The following is a 17371-nucleotide window of genomic DNA, read 5'->3' as shown; positions in this document are numbered from 1 at the left end:
AAACAAGAAGATGAACGACGGTTCTGATTCAGCGAAGCTGATCAGAGCCTAGGCCATCAGGCCGAGATGTTGAGATTGCCGCCGACCCCGGCGCCGACATTGGCCAGCGACGACATGTTCTGCTGGGCAGCCCCCAGCAGCGTCAGGACCGTGGATTTCTCGGAATCGGCATTCGATTTCATGATGGTCGTGGCGACCTGCATCTGCGTGTTGCCCGCCTGGGCGGCAAGCATACTGGTGACCATGCTCATCATATCCATAACGCACAACTCTCCGTCGCGAGCGACGCTAACCGACAGGGGTTAACGAATGCTGGAGATCAAGGGCCATGTAAGGTGGGCAAAGGCGCGTTTCGCGCCGTGCCCACCAGCCAGCACCCAGAATGCTCATCAGCATGGTGGGCTCGCTTCGCTCAGCCCACCCTACGGGCTACGGCTTCACAAAATGCACTTTCGAAGCGGATGGATTGTCGGGCATAGGCGAGCGGAAGCGACGCCGTCCTTCGGACGGCTATGGCCAGGCAATGACAAGCCTCAGCGCGTCGGGACCGGCTTGTCGCCGCGATAATCGTAGAAGCCGCGCTGGGTCTTTCTGCCGAGCCAACCAGCCTCGACATATTTTACCAACAGCGGGCACGGCCGATATTTGGAGTCGGCGAGCCCCTCGTGCAGCACCTGCATGATCGACAGGCAAGTATCGAGCCCGATGAAATCGGCGAGTTCCAGCGGCCCCATCGGATGATGGGCGCCGAGCTTCATCGCAGCATCGATCGCCTCGACATTGCCGACGCCTTCATACAGCGTGTAGATCGCTTCGTTGATCATCGGCAGCAGGATGCGGTTGACGATGAAGGCCGGGAAGTCCTCCGACACCGCGACGTGCTTGCCGAGCTTGGTGACGAACTCCTTGGCCGCGTCGAAGGTCGCGTCGTCGGTGGCGATGCCGCGGATCAGTTCGACCAGCTCCATCAGCGGCACCGGATTCATGAAGTGAATGCCGATGAAGCGCTCGGGCCGGTCGGTGGAGGCGGCGAGCCGCGTGATCGAGATCGACGACGTGTTGGAAGCGACGATGGCCTCCGGCTTCAGCACCGCGCACAGATCGTGGAAGATTTTGCGCTTGACCTCTTCCTTTTCCACCGCGGTTTCGATCACCAGATCGCAATCGGCAAGCCCGTCCATGGTCTCGGTGGAGACGATCCGCTCCAGCGCCTTCTTGCGGGCGTCCTCGGTGATCATCTTCTTGGCGACCTGGCGCGACAGGTTGCCGTTGATGGTAGCCATGCCCGACCTCAGCCGATCGGCCGACACATCGTTGAGCACGACGTCGAGCCCGGCCAGCGCCGCCACATGGGCGATCCCGTTGCCCATCTGGCCCGAGCCGATCACGCCGACCTTCTTGATCTTAGCTGCCATCTTGCCATCTCACCGGAACGCGGCGCGCGTCCCGCGCCTGCCCCTCTTTGCATAAACACCGGCCGAAGTTCACTTCATCCGGCCGGCTGTGTCGTTATTTACCCAGCTTGCCGAGTTCTTCGGTCAACTCGGGCACCGCTTGATAGAGATCCGCGACCAGACCGTAATCGGCGACCTGGAAGATCGGCGCGTCCTCATCCTTGTTGATCGCGACGATCACCTTGGAATCCTTCATGCCGGCGAGATGTTGGATCGCGCCGGAAATGCCAATTGCGATGTATAGCTCAGGTGCCACCACCTTGCCGGTCTGTCCGACCTGCCAGTCGTTCGGCGCATAGCCGGCATCGACCGCGGCACGCGAGGCGCCGACGCCGGCGCCGAGCTTGTCGGCGAGCGGCTCGATATATTTGGCGAAGTTCTCGCGGCTCTGCATGGCGCGGCCGCCGGAGACGATGATCTTCGCCGATGTCAGTTCGGGACGGTCGCTTTTCGCGACTTCCTCGCCGACGAAGCTGGAAAGGCCGGGATCGGCGGCCGAGGCCGCATTTTCGATCGCAGCACTGCCGCCGGTTCCGGCCGCGGCGAAGGTCGACGTCCGCACCGTGATGACCTTCTTGGCGTCCTTCGACTTCACTGTCTGGATCGCGTTGCCGGCATAGATCGGGCGCTCGAAGGTATCGGGTGAAACCACCTTGATGATTTCCGACACCTGCATGACGTCGAGCAGCGCCGCGACGCGCGGCATCACGTTCTTGAAGCGGGAGGTCGCGGGCGCGACGAAGGCGTCATAGGACGGCGCCAGCGCCACGATCAGCGCAGCCAGCGGCTCGGCGAGATCGTGGGCATAGGCGTCACCGTCGGCGACCAGCACCTTGGTGACGCCGGCAAGCTTGGACGCCGCCTCGGCCGCCGCCTTGGTGCCTTCGCCGCCACCGGCGACCAGAACGTGAACTTCGGCGCCGAGCTGGGTCGCGGCCGTCAACGCCTTGTTGGTGGAATCTTTCAGCGTGGCGTGTTCGTGTTCGGCAATCAACAGCGTGGTCATCTAGAGAACCCCGGCTTCATTGAGTTTCGACACCAGCTCGGCGACGTCCTTGACCTTGACGCCTCCCTTGCGGCCCGGCGGTTCCGAGGTCTTGAGGATCTCGAGATGGGCGGTGAGATCGACGCTGTAGTCGGACGCGCTCTTCTCGGCGATCGGCTTCTTCTTCGCCTTCATGATGTTGGGCAAGCTGGCGTAGCGCGGTTCATTGAGCCGCAGATCGGTAGTTACGATCGCCGGGCCCTTGAGTTTCACGGTCTGCAGGCCGCCGTCGACCTCGCGCGTCACCTTGAAGTCGGTTCCATCGACCTCGAGCTTGGAGGCGAACGTGGCCTGCGACCATCCGAGCAGCGCCGCCAGCATCTGGCCTGTCTGGTTCGAATCGTCGTCGATCGCCTGCTTGCCGAGAATGATCAGGCCGGGCTTTTCCTCGTCGGCGATGGCCTTGAGAATCTTGGCGACCGCCAAAGGTTCGACGTTGCCCTCGGCCTTGACCAGGATACCGCGGTCGGCGCCCATGGCGAGGCCGGTCCGGATGGTTTCGGCCGCCTGCGCGGGTCCAATCGACACCACCACCACCTCGGTCGCCTTGCCGGCTTCCTTCAGCCGCAGAGCCTCCTCGACCGCGATTTCATCGAACGGATTCATCGACATCTTGACGTTGGACAGCTCCACGCCCGATCCGTCGCTTTTGACCCGGACCTTGACGTTGTAATCGACCACCCGCTTTACCGGCACCAGAACCTTCATCGATCCTCTTTCGCTTCAATTTCGGTTTTGATCAGCTTGGGCGCGGAACCTAAAGGTCCGGCCAACCCCGGTCAACGCGCGAAGGCCAAAAATCGCCCTAAATGGCGGCGCCTTAACGATTCTGGCCGGGCACCCAAAGCACGTCGCCGGCGCCGTTGTCGTTCACCGAACGGCTGGCGACGAACAGGAAGTCCGACAGCCGGTTCATATACTGGATCGCGGCGTCGCCGACCGGTTCATCGGGCTTGGCCGCGAGTTCCACCATCATCCGTTCCGCCCGGCGGCATATCGTGCGCGCCAGATGCAGATAGGCCGCGGCCGGCGTGCCGCCGGGCAACACAAACGAGGTGAGCGGGGCGAGGTGCGCATTCAGGGTGTCGATGTCGCGCTCGAGGCGCTCGACCTGGCTCGAAAGCATGCGCAACCGCTCCGCCTTGCCCTGCCGCTCAGGCACCGCGAGGTCGGCGCCGAGGTCGAACAGGTCATTCTGGATCTGCCCCAGCATCCCGTCGAGTTCGCGATGCTCCCTCAGGTGCAGCCGCACGATGCCGATGGCGGCGTTGGTCTCGTCCACGGTTCCATAGGCGCCGATCCGCAGATCGTATTTCGGCCGGCGCTCGCCGCTGCCGAGCGCGGTCGTGCCGTCGTCGCCGGTTCGCGTATAGATGCGATTAAGCACGACCATGATGATCCGTCTCCATTAGTGTCCCATCGCCCACACCGTGAACATGGTGATGACGATCGCTACGAATTGCAGCAGCACCCGCCACCGCATTAGCGTCTGCGAGCGGTTCGGCGATCCGCCCCGCATCATGTTAACGAGACCCATCAGCAGCACCAGCGCGACGGCGCCGACGGCGACGGGAAGAACGATCATGCTCAGGAACGATGCCATGGCCGTATCTAACACCACGCCGGGCGGTCCGCTACCGCGCTCGCGCCGCCGTCAGGTTCTGGCTTTTAGTTCAATAATATCAGAAGGTAGCACGGTGCGCCGGCTGAACCCGTCCGGCCCCGGCCAAGGTGAAATGTGAGGCAGCTCCGCTACATCTATCTGGTCGTCATGGATGCGTTCTACGAGTTCCTCGCCGATGACGGCTGGGCGATCGCCAGCCACATCGCGCTATCGACACTGATGGCGCTGTTTCCGTTTCTGATCGTGCTGGCGTCGCTGGCCGGCTTTTTCGGGTCGAAGGAACTCGCCGATCAGGCCGTCGGGCTGCTGTTGCAGATCTGGCCGAAGCAGGTCGCCGATTCGCTCTCCGGCGAGATCCACGACGTGCTGACGACGAGCCGCGGCGACATCCTGACCATCGGCGCGGTTCTCGCGGTCTATTTTGCCTCGAACGGCGTGGAAGCGCTACGGGTCGCGCTCAACCGCGCCTACTCGGTGATCGAGCCGCGGCGCTGGTACTGGCTGCGGATCGAATCGATCGGCTACACGCTGGTTGCCGCGGTGACCTCGCTGGCGATGGCGTTTCTCATCGTGCTTGGCCCTCTCATCATCGAGGCCGTGCGGCGTCATATTCCGCTGATCGTCGAGAGCAACGAGCATTTTCTCAATCTGTCGCGCTACGGCATCACCATCGCAGCGATGACGGTGGCGCTGTTCATCCTACATGCCTGGCTGCCGGCGGGCCGCCGCGGATTCCTGCAGATCCTGCCGGGCATCGTCTTCACGCTGGTGGCCTCGCTGGTGTCGGGCATCGTGTTCGGCCAGTATCTGGCCCGCTTCGCCAACAACTACGTCACGATGTATGCCGGCCTCGCGTCGGTCATCATCGCGCTGGTATTTCTGTATTTCATCGCCGCGATCTTCGTGTATGGCGGCGAGCTGAACGCGGCGATCATCAAGTCGCGGCTGCCCCACGGCGTGTCACTTCAAGCAGCGCAGTCGCTAGCGCCCTTGGACTCACAGGCTTGACGAGGAAGGCGTCGGCGCCGGCTGCGCGCGCGGCGGCTTCGTCGTCGCCGCGGCCCGACACCCCGATGATCGGGATTTGGCCGGACGGCGGGCTCAGGCCTCGAATTCGCCTGATGGTCTCGATGCCGTCGATGCCCGGCAGCACCATGTCCATCAGCACCGCGTCGAAATCGCCTTGCGCGATCCGTTCGGTGGCGGCCTCGCCCCGCCCGATGAATTCCGCACCATGACCGAGTTCGGTCAGGATCGTGTTGAGCACGACGCGGCCGAACGGATTGTCCTCAACGCCGAGGATGCGCAGCGCCGGCGCCGGCGATGCCGGGACAACGGTATTCGAACCGGCGCCGGCCGCCTTCGAGGCCCTGGCGCGGGTCAAACTCACCGTCAGCGTGAAGGTGGTTCCTCCGCCGCGCCGTTGCGCAACGATGATGTCGCCGCCCATGGCGCGCGCGATTTGTTTCACCGACGACAGGCCAAGCCCGGCGCCGCCGAAGCGGGAGGCGACACTGACATTGGCCTGCGAGAACGGGCGGAACAGGCGCTTGATCTCGTTGAGCGTGATACCGATCCCGCTGTCGGAAACCGAAAAGGCGACACCGACCTTGCCCTTCACGCCGCGCATCGGGACCACTTCGAGCGCGACGCCGCCCTGATCGGTGAACTTGACCGCGTTGTCGATCAGGTTTTCCAGCGCCGCGCGCAGCCGCACGGGATCCCCGACCACCAGCGCAGGCAGCTTGTCCGAGATATCGACGCCGGATTGCAGGCCTTTCGCCGCCGCCCGGCCGGCGAGCGAATCGCCGGCGCTGCGCGCCAGCGCGCGCAGATCGAAGAAATCCTGCCGCACGCCGGCGACAACCGCGCCCCGCGCGGCATCGACGAACAAGGTCGCAAGGCGGGCGAGATGTTCCGCGCCCGCCTTGATGGTGTCGACCCAGCGCCGTTCGCGCTCGTCGAGATCCGAGGTCGCCAGCAGATCGCTGATGGCGAGAATACCCGTAAGGGGGGTGCGGACCTCGTGCGCGAATGCGGCGAGCGCGGCCTCGACCATGCCCGGTCCGACCGTTTTCATTGCGTGGGTCTTGGCAACGCGCTTGCGCGCCTTGCGGGCGGCAAGGCCGGAAGCACGCTTTTTCGGCGGCCGCTTTTTCACCGGCCGCGTGGTGCGCTGTGAGCGCGATGTTGCCGCCATGATTCCCCTGACCCTGGCCATCCCCACCATGCCACGGCTGGACGCGGTGAGTCACGCCGAAGGGGGCTTTTCCCCTTGCAATCGGCCCGCAACAAGGCTGCCCTAAATCGGGGCTGCCCCTCGGTTACGGCAGGCCGACCAGGCGGCGGATATCGGCTGATGTCGCACCCTGGCCACGGAGTTCGCGAAGCCCGGTCGCCGCGGTCGACTTCGACAGCTTCCGCCCCGCCGCATCGAGGATGAGGCGGTGGTGCCGGTACACCGGCGGCGGCAGGCCGAGCAACGCCTGCAGCAGCCGGTGGACGCTGGTCGACCAGAACAGGTCCTGTCCCCGCACGACTTCGGTCACACCTTGCAGGGCGTCGTCGACCACCACCGAAAGGTGATAGCTGGTCGGCGTCTCCTTGCGCGCGAGGACGACGTCGCCCCACGCTTCCGCCCCCGCGGCCACGACGCCGGTTTCGCCTTCGGGACCCTGGCCGTGCTCGATCCAGGTCAGGGCCCCGGTCTTGGCGTAGGTCTTAGCGTTGGTCTTGGCACAGGCCGCTTCCATGTCGAGCCGCCGCGCGTAAGGCGCGCCGGTTTCGAGCAGCCGCGCGCGCTCAACCTGCGGCAGCCGTTTTGCAACACCGGGATAGAGCGGCGCGCCGTCGGGATCGCACGGCCAGGCTGCCTGCGCGCGCCGCTCCGCCACCAGTCGCGCGATCTCGGCGCGGCTCTCGAAACTCGGATAGACCAGGCCCAGGCCTGCGAGGGTTTCGATCGCCTGGCGATAATCGGCCAGATGCCCGGACTGCCGCCGCACCGGCGTTTCCCAGCTGATGCCGAGCCAGGCGAGGTCTTCATAGATCGCGGTCTCGAATTCCGGGCGGCAGCGGGTGGCGTCGATATCCTCGATGCGCAGCAGGAAGCGGCCGCCGCTCCGGCGCGCCGAATCGAAATTCAGCAACGCCGAATAGGCATGGCCGAGATGCAGATAGCCGTTTGGGCTCGGCGCAAAGCGGAAAACGGGTGGCATTGATCTCTTTCACCGGACATGGTGGTTTTAAGTCGCAATGACCTTCCACCTCAACACCCAGGCCGACCTTGAAGAGGCCATCCACGCGCTGGTCAGGCAGGACCCGCGGCTCAAACCGGTATTCGACATCGCCGGCATGCCGGCGCTGCGGCGGCGCGAGCCCGGTTATGCCGGCCTCGCTGCGATCGTCTGCGGCCAGCAATTGTCCACCGCGAGCGCCGCGGCGATCTGGGCCCGCCTCACGGCCGCGTTCGATCCGTTTCATCACGAGACCCTGCGCAAGGTGCGCGCCGGCCGGCTGGGCCGGCTCGGCCTGTCAGCCGCAAAGATCAAGACCCTGAAGAGCCTGGCGCGCGAGATCGCCGCCGAGCGGCTCAATCTCGACGTGCTGGCGAACGAGGACGCCGACGCCGCGCACAACACGCTGACCGCGCTGCACGGCATCGGCCCCTGGACCGCCGACGTCTATCTCTTGTTTTGCCTCGGCCATGGCGATGCCTGGCCCGCCGGCGACCTCGCCGTGCAGGAAGCGGTCAAGATCGGGCTCGGCCTGAAGACGCGGCCGACCGCAAAGCAGATGGCGCCGCTGGCCGAGCCGTGGCGTCCCTGGCGCGGCGCCGCGGCACATCTGTGGTGGTCCTATTACCGCGCGATCAAGAAGCGCGAGGGCGTGATCGCAGGAGCGGACAAGGCCGCAGCAAAAGCGAACGCTGTTTTAAACAAGTTGGCTGTTGCAAAACGGTCATCGGCAAAAGCAAATATCGCGGCAGCGAAACTGCCGGGATCGAAAACATGAAATCCAGAGACTTCATCGTTACCCGCGATGATCTGCAGCAATGCAAATTCATCCAGACGCAACTGCCCGACGCCGCGGAGCTTCCCGCCGAGACGCTGCTGGTCAAGATCGATCGCTTCGCCTTCACCGCCAACAACATCACCTACGCCGTGCTCGGCGACGAGCTGAAATACTGGCAGCTGTTTCCGGCGCCGGAAAATTTCGGCAACATCCCGGTGTGGGGATTTGGCGAGGTGATCGCCTCGGCGCATCCGGCCGTCGCTGAGGGCGAACGCCTGTTCGGCTATTTTCCGATGGCGACCCATCTCGTCATCGAAGCCGCCGACGTCCGCAAGCGCGGCCTGCGCGACGGTGCCGCGCATCGCCAGGGCGTGGCGCCGGTCTACAATGCCTATGCGCGCGTGAGCGGCGACCCCGCCTTCGCCGGACGGCAGGGCGATTATCAGGCGTTGCTGCGGCCGCTGTTCATGCTGTCGTTCCTGGTCGATGATTTTCTTGCCGAGAATGCGTTCTTCGACGCGCGCCGCGTGATGCTCTCCAGCGCCTCCAGCAAGACCGCGTTCGGGCTTGCGCATCTTTTGCACACGCTGCGCAAGGAGGTCCGCGTGATCGGGCTGACCTCGGCGAGCAACGTCGATTTTGTCAGGTCGCTCGGCTGTTACGACGAGGTCGTGACCTATGACGCCGTAACCTCGCTGCCCTCGGACGTGCCCGTCGCCTTCGTCGACATGGCCGGCAACAGCGAATTGCGCGCCACCCTGCATCGGCATTTCGGCGATAGAATAAAATATTCCGGGCGCATCGGGCTCACCCACCGCAGTTCATCGCCGGACGAGCCGCAATTGCCGGGCGCCAAACCGAGCTGGTTCTTCGCGCCCGACCTGATTCGCAAACGCGCCAGGGAATGGGGCCCGGGCGGGATCGACACGCGGTTCGGCGCGGCGTGGTCCGGCTTCGCGCCGATGCTGGATCGATGGCTCAACGTGATCGAAGGCCGCGGCGAGGAGGCCGTGAAGCAGGTTTATCTCGACACGCTGAATGGCCGCGTGCTGCCGGAGCAGGGTCACATCCTGTCGCTGACGACATAGCGGAGTTCTCATCCCGACCTTTCTGCGCGATCCCAAACGGTATAGGCTTTGCCACAGGGAAACGCCGCGAAGACGGCCGGGAATGAGAAAACGCCAAATGCTGGACAGAACCGACGATGTCTCGATCGCCGCCGAGAACTGGCTGTCGGAGTTCGAAAGCGCCATTGCAAAGCCCGATGAATCGGCGCTGAAGAAGCTGTTTCACCCGGAAAGCTATTGGCGCGACGTGCTGGCGCTGAGCTGGCATCTGCAGACCATCAACGGCGGCGACGAGATCCTGCGCGAGCTAAAGGTTCACGCCATTCGCGCCGCGCCGCGCGATTTTGCAATCGATCCCGACCGCGCCGCGCCACGGCCGGTCACCCGCGCCGGCACCGTTTCGATCGAGGCGATCTTCAAGTTCGAAACCGCGCAGGGGCGCGGCAGCGGGATTCTGCGGCTGATCCCGGACGCCGCCGACGGCAACCGCCTGAAGGCCTGGACGCTGCTTACCGCGCTCGACGAGCTGAAGGGGTTCGAGGAGCAGCTGCGATCGGCGCGGCCGCGCGGCCAATCCTATTCACGGGATTTTCGCGGGCCCAACTGGCTCGACCTGCGGGAGGCGTCGGCCCAATATGCCGATCGCGATCCCATCGTGCTGGTGGTCGGCGGCGGCCAGGCCGGGCTCGCGATCGCGGCGCGCCTGAAGCAATTGCGGATCGACACGCTGATCGTCGACCGCGAGACGCGCATCGGCGACAACTGGCGCAAGCGCTATCACGCGCTGACACTGCATAATCAGGTCCAGGTCAATCACCTGCCCTATATGCCGTTCCCGCCGAACTGGCCGGTCTATATCCCCAAGGACAAGCTCGCCAACTGGTTCGAGGCCTATGTCGATGCCATGGAGCTGAACTACTGGACCGGCACCGAGTTCGAGAGCGGCAGCTATGACGAAGCGGACGGCCGCTGGTCGGTGGCGCTGCGCCTCGCCGACGGTGCGAAGCGCGTCATGCGTCCGCGCCATGTCGTGATGGCCACCGGCGTCAGCGGCATTCCGAACCTGCCCGATATTCCCGCTTTGAAAAACTTTACCGGCACGGTGCTGCACTCCAGCCAGTATGACGACGGCGAGCCATGGAAGGGCAAGAAGGCCCTCGTGATCGGCACCGGCAACAGCGGTCACGATATCGCGCAGGACCTGCATTCGAGGAGGGCCGACGTTACGCTGGTGCAGCGCAGCTCGACCTTGGTCACCAACATCGAACCCTCCGCGCAACTGGCCTATGCGGCGTACAACGAAGGCACGCTTGACGATAACGACCTGATCGCGACCTCGATGCCGCTGGTGCTGGCCAGGCGCAGCCACGTGATGCTGACCGAGCAATCCAGAAATCTCGACAAGGAACTGCTCGACGGCCTGACGCGGGTCGGCTTCAAGCTCGATTACGGCGACGGCGGCACCGGCTGGCAGTTCAAATACCTCACCCGCGGCGGCGGCTATTATTTCAACGTCGGCTGTTCTGATCTGGTCGCCAGCGGCGCGATCAAGCTGATCCAGTTCGAGGATATCGACTCGTTTGTCGCCGACGGCGTGTGGATGAAGCGCGGCGAGCGGCTTGCCGCCGAGCTGATCGTGCTGGCGACCGGCTACAAGCCACAGGAGGTTCTGGTGCGCAAACTGTTCGGCACCGACATCGCCACGCGTGTCGGCCCGATCTGGGGTTTCGGCGAGGGCCAGGAACTGCGCAACATGTACACCCGCACGCCGCAGCCCGGCCTCTGGTTCATCGCCGGCAGCCTCGCGCAGTGCCGGATCAACTCGAAATATCTGGCGCTGCAGATCAAGGCCATCGAAGAAGGGCTGCTGCCGCGGAGCGCGTAGGTTTCACTGGTCTTCGTGATCCAGGATCTGGCGGACGATGAAGGATTCCGCGTGACGCCAGGACTTGTCGTTGTCGCCGCGAAAAGTGACAAGACGATTAAAGACGACGTTCCGCGATTTGACCTCGACGAGGTCGAATTTTGCCCATTGCACCAGTGTGCTCATCTTGTGAAAGCTGCTGATCAGGAGATAGCCGGCACCGGCGGCTTGCGCCATGCCGAGCAACTGATCTGCATCGATGTCACCGATCGAACAGGCGTTTGGCGGGCAATCGAGATTGACGCTTTGTACCTTGCCGCTCGCCGCCAGATCGGTGCGCAATGAAGCCTCGAATTCGCGCAAGCGCCGGAAATGGTCGGCGCTCTGATCCATGACCTCGCCCGAGGTGTCGACATATTGGATTTCGGCGACCGCGAGGACGGGCGTCTCCGCTTGCGCTCGGCTTTGCGTAACCGCACTGGCGCAGAAAACGGCGGCGGCTACCAAAGCGAGGCCCGCTGACCCCGTTTTCATCGGCTTTTGCATACGACACGATCCTCACTTGGCGATGCGGCTTGGCATCCCGTTGCAATCTATTCCGCAACCTCAGGGCTGGCTTTTGTGTTCCACGCTAGTTCTCCTTTTCCAGGAGGCGGCGTTGAATCAGCCAGCGCGCGCCGCGGCTCCAGGCCGAATTGGCGCCCGCACGCAGGTCGGTCTGCTCGACGTCGACCAGCGCCCCGGATTGGGCGTCGCGAATCTTGTAGGTTACCGCGTAATCCGTTCGGCTGATGCGCGTGACGATCCCGATCATGGACTGATCCGCGTTGAGGGCAGCGGCGATCTTCGCTTCGCAGCCATCGCAATTGTGCAATTTGCCGGCCTTGGCCGCTTCGTCGCTCACCGCGCCGACGTCGACCAGTTGATAGCGTCCCGATTGCCCGATCAGCCGACGCGCCTCTTCCGTCGAAAGCCGCAATTGCTCGCGGTCGATGTCATCGGGGGGAGTATAGGCCGCAGCGGCGCTGAAATCCTCCAGTTCAAACGGAAACACCGCAAGTTTTATCGGTTGCGGTGCGGCAGGTTCGGCCGCATTGGCGGCGGTGAGCCCTGCAACAATCATGGCTGGGGCGAGAACGAAAGTGATGCCGCGCATGAATGACCCCTGAAGCTGCAAATTCCCCATGATCTCAGCCGACCTTTCACACCCGCGAAACGGCGGTTTTCCCTGGATTGACCGGGTGAAATGCCCGATCTAACCTTGCGGTGCTTTCTTCCCGACGAAATTTGCTTCTAAATGCGATGGACATGGGAGGGAGCTTGCAACAGGCCCCTGAATTCGTGGCGGGCCCCGCGCGCGCCATCGATCTGAAGCTGCGGCTGACATTGCGCGTCGCGGCGCTGGCGGCGGTTTGCCTTCTCGCGGTCGCGGCCTACGCCTTGGTCGACAGCGACCGGGCCGCCAGGGCGAAGGCGAGCCGGATCGCCGAAATCGTCGCCAAGGACATCTCGCTGCAGCAGGCGCAGGCGCAATGGTATTCGCTGTCCGCCAACGCGACACCGGATCTGCAGCGGGTCGCAGCGCCGCTGATGGAACCAGGCCTCTGCATCGCCTATCGGAACAAGGTCGGCGATTTCCGCCAGGGTATTTGCAACGGCGCGCTCGCCGACGAGACCGTCGCGCCCGAAAGTTTCACCGCGCTCTATCGCGCCATCTTCCATCCCGGCCAGCCGGTCTCGATGCCGCTTCTCGTCGAAGGCAACGCCTCCGGCGTGGCGGTCGCGACCTTCGATCCCGCCACGCAGATCGGCCAGAGCTGGCGCGAGACCAGCCGCCTTCTCTCCATCATGGCTTTCGCGCTGGTGGGGCTCTGCCTTGCGGTCTACGCCGCGCTCGCGCGCGCCCTGCGGCCGACGCGTGTGATTCGCGCCGGGCTGACGCAGCTTGCGGCGAACGATCTTTCCGCACGGCTGCCCAGTTTCGACCTTGCGGAACTCTCGGCGATTTCCGACGTCTTCAACGCGTTGGCGCAGAAGCTGCAAGCCGCCCTCGCCGAACGCAACGCATTGACGCGAAAGCTCATCGCCGTGCAGGACGAGGAGCGGCGCCATCTTGCCCGCGAATTGCACGACGAATTCGGCCAGTCGCTGACCGCCATCGCGGCGCAGGCCGCCGCCGCCGCCCATACGGCGGAGCGCGAATGTCCGCCGCTGTTGGAGGAATGCCGGGGCATCTCGCGCACCACGGCGGGCATGATGGAAACGCTGCGCGGCGCGCTGGTGCGCCTGCGCCCGCCCGAAATCGAGGAACTCGGCCTCACGCTGAGCCTCGAAAGCCTCGTGGCAAGCTGGAACGGCTTCGAAAAGGGCCGCACCCGGTTCGACATTGCCATCATCGGCAAGGCCGATGATTTGCCGCCAAGCGTCTGCGCCAGTCTCTATCGCATCGCGCAGGAGGCGATCACCAATGCGGCGAAGCATGCCCGGGCGAGGTGCGTGCGGCTGCGTCTCGAGGCCGGACACGCCGAGATCATCCTGAGCGTCGAAGACGACGGCGAGGCGGTGAACGGAAATCTCGCGCCAAAAGCCGGCATGGGACTTCTCGGCATGCAGGAGCGGGTCGTCTCGCTCGGCGGCACGCTGCGTTTCGAGAGGCGGCCAGCGGGCGGCGCCCGGCTCGTCGCGACCATTCCCAATGTGGGATCGGAAGCCTAGGGATGCCGGACACCAAAACTTTCACGCGCGTAATGCTGGCCGACGACCATGCGATCGTGCGCGAGGGCTATCGCTCGCTGCTGCACAAGCAGGATCGCCTGCAGGTCGTCGCCGAGGCCGGCGACGGCGCCGAGGCCTATCGTGTCTACAAGGAGGTCAGGCCCGACCTCGTCATCATGGACGTATCGATGCCGGGAATTGGCGGGGTCGAGGCGATCCGGCGCATCCGGCGATGGGACCATCTCGCGCGTATCCTGGTGTTCACCATGCACCAGAGCGCGGCTTACGCGGTGCAGGCGATCAAGGCGGGCGCGCGCGGCTTCGTCACCAAAAGCAACCCGCCGGACGCGCTGTTGCGTGCGATCGCCGAGGTGATGGCCGGGCGCATCGCGCTCAGTCCCGATATCGACCACGAACTCGCCATCAACCGGCTCGCCGACGAACCTGCCGCCGTCGACGCGCTGAGCCCGCGGGAGTTCGAGATCCTGCGCATGCTGCTGGCCGAGAAATCCGTCGATGACATCGCCGAGACGCTGCATATCAGCGTCAAGACCGCGGCCAACACGCGCTATCTGATCCGCGCCAAACTCGGCGTCGCGTCCGACATCGAGCTCGTCCGACTTGCGCTTCGCCAGCGGATCATCGCCGCAGAGGATATCGAAAGCTAGCCCGACGATTCCCTCTCACTCCGCCTTGATGCCGGACACCTTGATGATCGGCCACCAACGCTCGGCCTCGGCTTTCTGGAACGCCCGCAAGGCCTCCGGCGATTGCTGCGCGAGCGGGGTGATCTGGATGCCGAGATCGTCCAGGCGCCGCTTCACCGTGGGATCGGCGAGCACCTGCACCAGGGCGGCATTCAGTTTGGCGACGATATCCTTCGACGTATCCCTGGGCACCCACAGCCCGTACCAGAGCGAAGCGAAGAAGCCGGGCAGCCCCGCCTCGTCCGCGGTCGGAATATCCGGCGATGACGGCAGCCGCGTCCGCCCGGTGATGGCGAAGGGCTTGACGCTGCCGGCCGCGATCAGCGACTTGAAATTGGACGACGGCTCGATCATGAAATCGATCTGACCCGCCAGCAGATCCGTCATCGCCGGTGCGTTGCCGCGAAACGGCACGAACTGAAATGTCGTCCCGGTCTCCTTCTGAAACGAAATTCCCGTGAGATGGCCGGTCGCGCCGACGCCGGCGATGCCGGCCGACGCCTTGTCGGGATTGGCCTTGAGCCAGGCGATCAGCCCCTTCAGATCGTCCGCCGGCAGGTTCCTCTTGCCGACGATCAAGAGCGGCTCGCTGCCGAGCTGGATGACCGGCTCGAGGTCCTTCAATAGGTCGAACGGGAGCGCATAGAGACCGCCGGTCAGCATATGCGTGGTCGAGGTGCCGATCGAGAGCGTGTAGCCGTCGGGGGCCGAACGCACGGCGCGGCCAACACCGATGCTGCCGGCGGCGCCGGCGACGTTTTCGATGATGATGGGTTGTCCCAGAATGCCCCGCATCTTCTCTGCCAGGAAGCGGGCCAGGGTGTCGGTGGCGCCGCCGGCGGGAAACGGCACGATCATGGTGATCGGATGCGTCGGATAGGTTTGCGCGACTGCGATGCCGGCGCATGACAGGCCGAGCACGGTCGCGACCATCGCGGCCAGCAATTTGCGCATGCGGTTTCCCCCCGGATGAAGCGTTTGCAACGCCTTCTGGTCTATTTCAGCAGCTACAATTTGGGCTTCAGACCTCGCCCAGCACCTCGCGCCGGCGCTGCTCTGATTCTTCCGCATAACGCCGCATCGCATGGGCCTCGCTGAGCACCCCAATGGGGCGTTGTTCGCCGTCGATATCGACCACCGCCAGCGATTCGGCTTCCGCGGCGTCGAACACGGCAATGGCCTCCTGGATATTCATGCCGGGACGCAGCACCACATCGCGGAAATGCAAGAGGCCCATCAAACCGCCGGTCGTCTTGATATCCGTCGCGTGGGCATCGGCGACCAGCGCCAGCCCGACATAGCGGCCGCTGCCGTCGACCGCTACCACCTGGTTCTTCGAGCCCAGCGGGAATTTGTCGCGGAACTCCTCGATGCCCATGTTGGCATTGACGGTGGCGAGGTCCTGCCGCATCAGGCTGCGCACCGTGAGGTCGCGGATCCAGCCGATATCGGCGGCGCTGCGGATGGTCTCGCCGCGCAGATGCAGCCGCCATGTCGCGAAGGAGTAGCCGAACAGCTCACGGGTGATCTGGGTCGAGATGATGACCGCGACCAGCACCGCGGTCGAGAGCCACAGATTGCCGGTCGATTCCAGCGCGATGAACGACATTGTCAGCGGCCCCCCGATGACGGAGGCCGACAGCGCGCTCATGCCGATGATGGCATAGACGTTCGGGCTGAGCTTGAGGCCCGGCCAGATCACGTCGAAGGCGCCGGCGAACAAATGGCCGCCGAGCGCGCCGAGGAACAGCGTGGCGAAGAACAGGCCGCCACGAAAGCCTGATCCCAGCGACACCACGGACGCGATCGCTTTCAGGATGAAGATGCTGGCCAGCACCGAAAGCGGAATCGAAACAAACCCGGCAAAATGCAGCGCGCCATGGCCGGACGACATCACCTGCGGCGAGATCAAAGCGAGCAGGCCCACGACGAGGCCGCCCAGCGCCGGGCGCAGCGGCGGCCATAGCCGCGTCCTGGCCAGGAGTTGCTCGCACAGCGCCACGCCGCGCATGATACCGATGCCGAACAGCGCTGCCAGAACCCCGAGCAAGGCCGCGATCGCAAGATCGCGGCCGAGGACATCGCCGACCGGGCCGATGCCGACACCGAGCGACAGCACCGTAAAGGCATGGGCGACGAAATAGCCCGCCACCGCGGCGACGCCGACCGGCGTAAGACTGGCCGGCGTATAGCCGCCGATCACGAGCTCGAAGGCATAGAAGGCGCCGGCCAGCGGCGCACTGAACGCGCCCGCGATCGCCGCCGCGGCGCCGCAGCCGACCATGATGCGCTGATCCGCACGGCGCAGATGGAAGCCGCGGCCCAGCGAGGCGGCAATACCGCTGGCCAACTGGGTATAGCCCGCCTCGAGCCCGACCGAAGCGCCGACGCCGCTTGACCACACCGTCTGCAGCGCCACGATCACGCTGCCGCGAAACGACATCCTGCCGCCATGCAGGGCGTTGGCCTCGATCGGGTCGATTTCGCGCGCCGGCCGAAATCGCTGCAGCACCAGGAACGCCACACCCAGCAATAGTCCGCCCAGGCTCGGCACCAGTAGCGCGCGCAGCGGGTCGATCGCGAATTGGCTGGACAGGCGTTCCCCTATTTCGATGTTGAACAGCAGCACATGCATGCCTTCGACCGCCGCACTCATGGCCGCCACGACCAGTCCGCCGATGACGCCGATCAGGGCCGCAAGGACGACCAGGCTGGTTTCATGGGCGCGGACGAACGCCCGCAGCCGGCGCGGCGCTTCAATAAAACGCGAGGTGGTGACCATTATTTTTGAGCCCGTATACGGCCGAAAAACGCCGCCCGCCCCGGTTTAGCGGCCTTCGCGGGCATCATGCAACCCGCAGGCGGAGGCGGATAAGGCCGC

18 protein-coding genes are annotated in these 17371 nt (G+C 64.6%); 6 read left to right on the top strand and 12 right to left on the bottom strand.

The window, feature by feature from the left end; all coding sequences use genetic code 11:
• Positions 1-56: 56 nt before the first annotated feature.
• The 6 genes from B5525_RS15940 to B5525_RS15915 all read right to left on the bottom strand — a co-directional run bounded on the left by B5525_RS15940 (position 57) and on the right by B5525_RS15915 (position 4102).
• A complete protein-coding gene (locus tag B5525_RS15940) occupies positions 57-260 on the bottom strand; it encodes a hypothetical protein (RefSeq protein WP_079566851.1) in 204 nt (67 codons plus the stop codon).
• A gap of 273 nt (positions 261-533) precedes the next feature.
• On the bottom strand, positions 534-1415 hold the full coding sequence (locus B5525_RS15935) for a 3-hydroxybutyryl-CoA dehydrogenase (protein WP_079566850.1): 882 nt from the start codon (positions 1413-1415) through the stop codon (positions 534-536).
• A 94-nt stretch (positions 1416-1509) separates the two neighbouring features.
• Entirely contained in the window at positions 1510-2460 is a 951-nt protein-coding gene (locus tag B5525_RS15930; protein WP_079566849.1) for an electron transfer flavoprotein subunit alpha/FixB family protein, read from the bottom strand.
• Entirely contained in the window at positions 2461-3207 is a 747-nt protein-coding gene (locus B5525_RS15925) for an electron transfer flavoprotein subunit beta/FixA family protein (protein ID WP_079566848.1), read from the bottom strand.
• 112 nt (positions 3208-3319) lie between these two features.
• Positions 3320-3892: a cob(I)yrinic acid a,c-diamide adenosyltransferase gene (locus B5525_RS15920; protein ID WP_079566847.1), complete on the bottom strand. Its 573-nt coding sequence runs from the start codon at positions 3890-3892 to the stop codon at positions 3320-3322.
• Between the two features lie 15 nt (positions 3893-3907).
• Positions 3908-4102 carry a twin transmembrane helix small protein gene (locus B5525_RS15915; RefSeq protein ID WP_079566846.1) on the bottom strand — a complete coding sequence of 65 codons (195 nt, stop codon included), beginning with the start codon at positions 4100-4102 and terminating at the stop codon, positions 3908-3910.
• Positions 4103-4270: 168 nt separating this feature from the next.
• Between B5525_RS15915 and B5525_RS15910 the strand changes: the two genes are divergently transcribed.
• Entirely contained in the window at positions 4271-5131 is an 861-nt protein-coding gene (locus B5525_RS15910) for a YihY/virulence factor BrkB family protein (RefSeq protein WP_425305314.1), read from the top strand.
• On the opposite strand, the gene B5525_RS15905 is transcribed toward B5525_RS15910, so the two are convergent.
• Both B5525_RS15905 and gluQRS read right to left on the bottom strand, forming a co-directional pair.
• The gene (locus tag B5525_RS15905) at positions 5058-6323 is read right to left on the bottom strand and encodes an ATP-binding protein (protein ID WP_079566844.1); all 1266 of its coding nucleotides are present in this window, start codon (positions 6321-6323) and stop codon (positions 5058-5060) included. The two genes, B5525_RS15910 and B5525_RS15905, sit on opposite strands and share 74 nt — an antisense overlap.
• A 124-nt stretch (positions 6324-6447) precedes the next feature.
• A complete protein-coding gene (gene gluQRS, locus B5525_RS15900) occupies positions 6448-7341 on the bottom strand; it encodes a tRNA glutamyl-Q(34) synthetase GluQRS (RefSeq protein ID WP_079566843.1) in 894 nt (297 codons plus the stop codon).
• Positions 7342-7378: 37 nt separating this feature from the next.
• On the opposite strand from gluQRS, the gene B5525_RS15895 reads away from it, so the two are divergent.
• The 3 genes from B5525_RS15895 to B5525_RS15885 all read left to right on the top strand — a co-directional run bounded on the left by B5525_RS15895 (position 7379) and on the right by B5525_RS15885 (position 11089).
• Positions 7379-8137 (top strand): DNA-3-methyladenine glycosylase family protein, encoded by a 759-nt coding sequence (locus tag B5525_RS15895; RefSeq protein WP_079566842.1) that lies wholly within the window; start codon positions 7379-7381, stop codon positions 8135-8137.
• Positions 8134-9225, top strand: a complete 1092-nt coding sequence (locus tag B5525_RS15890) for a DUF2855 family protein (RefSeq protein WP_079566841.1) — start codon at positions 8134-8136, stop codon at positions 9223-9225. Before B5525_RS15895 ends, B5525_RS15890 begins: the two co-directional genes overlap by 4 nt.
• A gap of 97 nt (positions 9226-9322) precedes the next feature.
• Entirely contained in the window at positions 9323-11089 is a 1767-nt protein-coding gene (locus tag B5525_RS15885) for a flavin-containing monooxygenase (RefSeq protein ID WP_079566840.1), read from the top strand.
• A gap of 3 nt (positions 11090-11092) precedes the next feature.
• Here B5525_RS15885 and B5525_RS15880 read toward each other — a convergent pair whose 3' ends face one another.
• Both B5525_RS15880 and B5525_RS15875 read right to left on the bottom strand, forming a co-directional pair.
• Positions 11093-11602, bottom strand: a complete 510-nt coding sequence (locus B5525_RS15880; RefSeq protein WP_172899894.1) for a DUF2380 domain-containing protein — start codon at positions 11600-11602, stop codon at positions 11093-11095.
• A gap of 97 nt (positions 11603-11699) precedes the next feature.
• Positions 11700-12224: a DUF3280 domain-containing protein gene (locus tag B5525_RS15875; protein ID WP_172899893.1), complete on the bottom strand. Its 525-nt coding sequence runs from the start codon at positions 12222-12224 to the stop codon at positions 11700-11702.
• 164 nt (positions 12225-12388) lie between these two features.
• Between B5525_RS15875 and B5525_RS15870 the strand changes: the two genes are divergently transcribed.
• Together B5525_RS15870 and B5525_RS15865 are read left to right on the top strand one after the other, a co-directional pair.
• Positions 12389-13783, top strand: a complete 1395-nt coding sequence (locus B5525_RS15870) for a sensor histidine kinase (protein WP_244567919.1) — start codon at positions 12389-12391, stop codon at positions 13781-13783.
• 2 nt (positions 13784-13785) lie between these two features.
• On the top strand, positions 13786-14451 hold the full coding sequence (locus B5525_RS15865; RefSeq protein WP_244567918.1) for a response regulator: 666 nt from the start codon (positions 13786-13788) through the stop codon (positions 14449-14451).
• Positions 14452-14466: 15 nt separating this feature from the next.
• Here the strand turns inward: B5525_RS15865 and B5525_RS15860 are convergent, their stop codons facing one another.
• Positions 14467-15444: a Bug family tripartite tricarboxylate transporter substrate binding protein gene (locus tag B5525_RS15860; protein ID WP_079566837.1), complete on the bottom strand. Its 978-nt coding sequence runs from the start codon at positions 15442-15444 to the stop codon at positions 14467-14469.
• Between the two features lie 67 nt (positions 15445-15511).
• Positions 15512-17272 (bottom strand): chloride channel protein, encoded by a 1761-nt coding sequence (locus tag B5525_RS15855; RefSeq protein WP_079566836.1) that lies wholly within the window; start codon positions 17270-17272, stop codon positions 15512-15514.
• Positions 17273-17371: the final 99 nt, after the last annotated feature.

The organism is Bradyrhizobium erythrophlei (assembly GCF_900129505.1).
Classification (GTDB): domain Bacteria; phylum Pseudomonadota; class Alphaproteobacteria; order Rhizobiales; family Xanthobacteraceae; genus Bradyrhizobium; species Bradyrhizobium erythrophlei_D.
The sequence above is the reverse complement of the archived record's forward strand: the minus strand, read 5'-3'. Positions and strand labels throughout refer to the sequence as shown.

Excerpts from the sequence above, each read along its gene's own strand:
- B5525_RS15935 (WP_079566850.1), bottom strand. The coding sequence starts at position 1,415 with ATGGCAGCTAAGATCAAGAAGGTCGGCGTGATCGGCTCGGGCCAGATG.
- B5525_RS15930 (WP_079566849.1), bottom strand. The coding sequence starts at position 2,460 with ATGACCACGCTGTTGATTGCCGAACACGAACACGCCACGCTGAAAGAT.
- B5525_RS15915 (WP_079566846.1), bottom strand. The coding sequence starts at position 4,102 with ATGGCATCGTTCCTGAGCATGATCGTTCTTCCCGTCGCCGTCGGCGCC.
- B5525_RS15865 (WP_244567918.1), top strand. The coding sequence starts at position 13,786 with ATGCCGGACACCAAAACTTTCACGCGCGTAATGCTGGCCGACGACCAT.
- B5525_RS15895 (WP_079566842.1), top strand. The coding sequence starts at position 7,379 with ATGACCTTCCACCTCAACACCCAGGCCGACCTTGAAGAGGCCATCCAC.
- B5525_RS15860 (WP_079566837.1), bottom strand. The coding sequence starts at position 15,444 with ATGCGCAAATTGCTGGCCGCGATGGTCGCGACCGTGCTCGGCCTGTCA.
- B5525_RS15910 (WP_425305314.1), top strand. The coding sequence starts at position 4,271 with ATGGATGCGTTCTACGAGTTCCTCGCCGATGACGGCTGGGCGATCGCC.
- B5525_RS15855 (WP_079566836.1), bottom strand. The coding sequence starts at position 17,272 with ATGGTCACCACCTCGCGTTTTATTGAAGCGCCGCGCCGGCTGCGGGCG.
- B5525_RS15880 (WP_172899894.1), bottom strand. The coding sequence starts at position 11,602 with ATGAAAACGGGGTCAGCGGGCCTCGCTTTGGTAGCCGCCGCCGTTTTC.
- B5525_RS15875 (WP_172899893.1), bottom strand. The coding sequence starts at position 12,224 with ATGCGCGGCATCACTTTCGTTCTCGCCCCAGCCATGATTGTTGCAGGG.
- B5525_RS15885 (WP_079566840.1), top strand. The coding sequence starts at position 9,323 with ATGCTGGACAGAACCGACGATGTCTCGATCGCCGCCGAGAACTGGCTG.
- B5525_RS15925 (WP_079566848.1), bottom strand. The coding sequence starts at position 3,207 with ATGAAGGTTCTGGTGCCGGTAAAGCGGGTGGTCGATTACAACGTCAAG.
- gluQRS (WP_079566843.1), bottom strand. The coding sequence starts at position 7,341 with ATGCCACCCGTTTTCCGCTTTGCGCCGAGCCCAAACGGCTATCTGCAT.
- B5525_RS15905 (WP_079566844.1), bottom strand. The coding sequence starts at position 6,323 with ATGGCGGCAACATCGCGCTCACAGCGCACCACGCGGCCGGTGAAAAAG.
- B5525_RS15890 (WP_079566841.1), top strand. The coding sequence starts at position 8,134 with ATGAAATCCAGAGACTTCATCGTTACCCGCGATGATCTGCAGCAATGC.
- B5525_RS15920 (WP_079566847.1), bottom strand. The coding sequence starts at position 3,892 with ATGGTCGTGCTTAATCGCATCTATACGCGAACCGGCGACGACGGCACG.
- B5525_RS15940 (WP_079566851.1), bottom strand. The coding sequence starts at position 260 with ATGGATATGATGAGCATGGTCACCAGTATGCTTGCCGCCCAGGCGGGC.